The 3,096-nt window shown below is 70.5% G+C and carries 4 protein-coding genes and 1 tRNA gene; 3 read left to right on the top strand and 2 right to left on the bottom strand.

Translation table 11 applies throughout. The annotated features are described in order from the left end of the window. Nucleotides 1-77 (bottom strand) — tRNA-Pro (locus tag VNS22_RS08615). Between the two features lie 56 nt (nt 78-133). Next, nucleotides 134-1,066 carry a polyprenyl synthetase family protein gene (locus tag VNS22_RS08610; protein ID WP_349261746.1) on the bottom strand — a complete coding sequence of 311 codons (933 nt, stop codon included), beginning with the start codon at nt 1,064-1,066 and terminating at the stop codon, nt 134-136. A 242-nt stretch (nt 1,067-1,308) separates the two neighbouring features. Between VNS22_RS08610 and VNS22_RS08605 the strand changes: the two genes are divergently transcribed. The 3 genes from VNS22_RS08605 to VNS22_RS08595 are packed head-to-tail and all read left to right on the top strand — an operon-like array spanning nt 1,309 to nt 3,081. After that, on the top strand, nt 1,309-2,055 hold the full coding sequence (locus VNS22_RS08605) for a tRNA1(Val) (adenine(37)-N6)-methyltransferase (protein WP_325731565.1): 747 nt from the start codon (nt 1,309-1,311) through the stop codon (nt 2,053-2,055). Further along, entirely contained in the window at nt 2,052-2,864 is an 813-nt protein-coding gene (locus VNS22_RS08600) for a S49 family peptidase (protein WP_325731563.1), read from the top strand. Before VNS22_RS08605 ends, VNS22_RS08600 begins: the two co-directional genes overlap by 4 nt. After that, nucleotides 2,845-3,081 carry a hypothetical protein gene (locus VNS22_RS08595; RefSeq protein ID WP_325731561.1) on the top strand — a complete coding sequence of 79 codons (237 nt, stop codon included), beginning with the start codon at nt 2,845-2,847 and terminating at the stop codon, nt 3,079-3,081. Before VNS22_RS08600 ends, VNS22_RS08595 begins: the two co-directional genes overlap by 20 nt. Nucleotides 3,082-3,096 lie beyond the last annotated feature (15 nt).

The following is a 3,096-nucleotide window of genomic DNA, read 5'->3' as shown; positions in this document are numbered from 1 at the left end:
TGGTCGGGGCGAGAGGATTTGAACCTCCGGCCTCTTGCTCCCGAAGCAAGCGCTCTACCAAGCTGAGCTACGCCCCGTCCTGCGGTGCGCGGGAGATAGCCGCCAGGACGCTCCCGCGCAAGTGGGTTCCTGGTCAGAACGCCCGATGCACCGCGAAGTCGGCCAGATCGAGCAGCGCCTGCCGCGCTGGGCTGTCGGGAAAGCGGGCCAGTGCCCCCTTGGCCTCGGCGCAGTAGCTCTCGGCGCGCCGGATCGTGTCGTCGATGGCGTCGTGCCGGTGCAGGATGCCGATCGCGCGCTCGAGGTCCTGCTCCTCCTGCTCCATCGTCTCCATGCAGCGCGTCCAGAAGGCGCGCTCCTCGCTGCTGCCGCGCGCGATGGCGAGCAGGATCGGCAGGGTGATCTTGCCCTCCCGGAAGTCGTCGCCGACCGTCTTGCCGAGGTTCTTGCCGGCACCGTAGTCGAGCGCGTCGTCGACCAGCTGGAAGGCGACGCCGACCGAGCGGCCATAGGTGGCCAGCGCCTCTTCGTCGGCCATCGGGCGATCGGCCACCACCGCGCCCACCTGGGCCGCCGCCTCGAACAGGGCTGCGGTCTTGGACGCGATCATGTGCAGGTAGGCGGCCTCGGTGGAGGAGGTGTCGTTGGCGGTCACCAGCTGCTCGACCTCGCCCTCGGCGATCACGGCCGAGGCGCGCGAGAGGATCTGCAGCACCCGCAGGGAGCCGTCGTCCACCATCATCATGAACGCCCGGCTGAACAGGAAGTCGCCGACCAGCACCGGCGCCTTGTTGCCCCAGACCGCGTTGGCGGTGCTGCGGCCGCGACGCAGGTCGCTCTCGTCGACCACGTCGTCGTGCAGGAGAGTGGCGGTGTGGATGAACTCGACGCAGGCCGCGAGCGCCACGTGCCGCTCGCCCTGGTAGCCGCACAGCTTGGCCGCGAGCAGGGTCAGCACCGGGCGGATCCGCTTGCCGCCTGCCGCGATCAGGTGGCGCGCCAGCTCCGGGATCAGCGACACCTCGCTCTGCAGGCGGTCGAGGATCAGGCTGTTGACCTTCTGCATCTCGGGAGCCACCAGGGCGAGCGGGCCGTCCAGGCCGGCCTTCGTCACTGTCGGAGTCGTGTCATCGGAAAGAGGCGCCAAACTCAACTCCGTCGTCCTCAACTCGTGGCCCGCCTGATAATGTGCAGCGCCGGATGCGGCGCGGCGTTGCTACCATGGGCCGCTGAGCGGTGGCAAACCGACCGGTGCATGAGGGCAGGGTTCCGCCGCCGCTTTGCCGCTTCCTGCGCCGCAAGCCCGCGATGACCGGCAGGTTCGGGCTCCTGCAGGGCCGGGTTGCCATGATCGACCAGGCGGGTCTGGCGCGGCCAGCCATCGACGGCGTCCTGCTCGCCGCCGCAGCACCGGTGCCGGGCCCACAGCGGGTACTCGATGCCGGCAGCGGCACCGGGGTGGTGGGCCTGTGCCTGCTGGCCCGTGCGCCGGAGGTTCAGGTGACCGCGCTGGACGTGAACGGGGCTGTGCTGGCCGCCGCCTCGGCCAATGCGGCGCTCAACGGCCGGCAGGAATCCTTCCGGACGATCGAGGCGGACCTCGGGGGCTTGCGCGATGGGGGCTTCGACCTGGTGCTGAGCAACCCGCCCTTCCACCATCCCGCCTCCTCCCGGGCACCTGAACCCGCCCGGGATCTCGCCCGCTTCGGCGGCATGTCGCTGTCCGACTGGCTCGGCCACTGCCTGCGGCTCTGCCGTTCGCGCGGCCAGGTCGTGGTGATCCTGCGCGCCGATCGGCTGGTGCCGGCACTCGTCAGCCTCGCCGGCAAGGCAGGTGGCATCCGGATCCTCCCGATCCATCCCCGCGCAGGCCGTCCGGCCTCCCGGGTGCTGATCCGGGCGCGCAAGGACGACCGCAGCCCGGACACGCTCTTGCCCGGCCTCGTCCTGCATGGGCAGGATGGCGGCTGGACCCAGGCGGCCCGGCACATCCTGGAGGACGGGGGTGCGATCGATTGGGCCGCAGGCGATCGTGAAGGTGGAAGCGCTCGATGAGATTCCAACGGTTCTGGCCGCTCAAGCGCGGGCCGGTGGTGCCGGTGGTCCGCCTGTCCGGCGTGATCGGCAGCATGCCGGGCCGCAACGGGCTGACGCTCGCCGCCGTGGAGGCCATGCTGGGCCAGGCGTTCGCCCACAAAAGCACCGACACCGTCGCGATCGTGGTGAACAGTCCGGGTGGCTCCCCGGTCCAGTCGGCGCTGATCGCCGAGAAGATCCGGCTCCTGGCGGAGCGGAAGAAGAAACGGGTCGTGGCATTCGCGGAGGACGTGGCCGCCTCGGGCGGCTACTGGCTGCTCTGCGCCGGCGACGAGATGTTCGCGCACCGCTGCTCGCTGGTCGGCTCGATCGGGGTGATCTCGGCCGGCTTCGGCTTCACCGAGGCGATCGCCAAGCTCGGGATCGAGCGGCGGGTCCGCGCCCGCGGCGAGCGCAAGGCGCTGCTCGATCCGTTTAGGCCGCAGTCGCCACAGGACCTGGAACTGCTGGACGAGATCCAGGCCGACATCCACCACGCCTTCATCGAGCATGTGCGGGCAAGGCGAGGGTCCAGGCTCACCGGCGACGCCGCCGAGATCTTCAGCGGCCGGGTCTGGTCGGGCGAGCGGGCCCAGGCGCTGGGCCTGGTGGACGCGCTGGGCACACCGGAATCCGTGCTGCGGGAGCGCTTTGGCGACGAGTTGCGCCTGCGGCCCTATGGCCGGCGCCGCTCCTGGCTGCAGCGGCGGCTTGGTATGGCTGGGCTCGGTGGCGAACTGCTGGACCTGGCCGAGGAGCGGCTGGCGTTTGCCCGGTTCGGGCTATAAGAGCGAGGCGATGATCGGTACGCTTTCTGTCGGCAAGCTCCTGCTGCTGGTCCTGGTGATCGGCGTGATTGTGCTCATGATGCGCTCGCGGGCCAAGGAGCGGGCGAGCAGCCAGGCCATGCCGCGCGGCAACCCAAGGACGGTGGAGCTCAGCGCCTGCCCGCGCTGCGGCACCTTCCTGCCCAAGGGCAAATGGTGCGACTGCGACCGGCGCTAGCACTCCTGGCGCGCC

This window comes from Geminicoccus sp. (assembly GCF_035556675.1).
Taxonomy (GTDB): Bacteria; Pseudomonadota; Alphaproteobacteria; order Geminicoccales; family Geminicoccaceae; genus Geminicoccus.
Note: the sequence above shows the minus strand (reverse complement) of the source record. Positions and strands in the feature narration are given on the sequence as shown.

Bases quoted from the DNA above. Each gene is read 5' to 3' on its own strand.
- VNS22_RS08610 (WP_349261746.1), bottom strand. From the start codon at position 1,066: ATGCAGAAGGTCAACAGCCTGATCCTCGACCGCCTGCAGAGCGAGGTG.
- VNS22_RS08605 (WP_325731565.1), top strand. From the start codon at position 1,309: ATGACCGGCAGGTTCGGGCTCCTGCAGGGCCGGGTTGCCATGATCGAC.
- VNS22_RS08600 (WP_325731563.1), top strand. From the start codon at position 2,052: ATGAGATTCCAACGGTTCTGGCCGCTCAAGCGCGGGCCGGTGGTGCCG.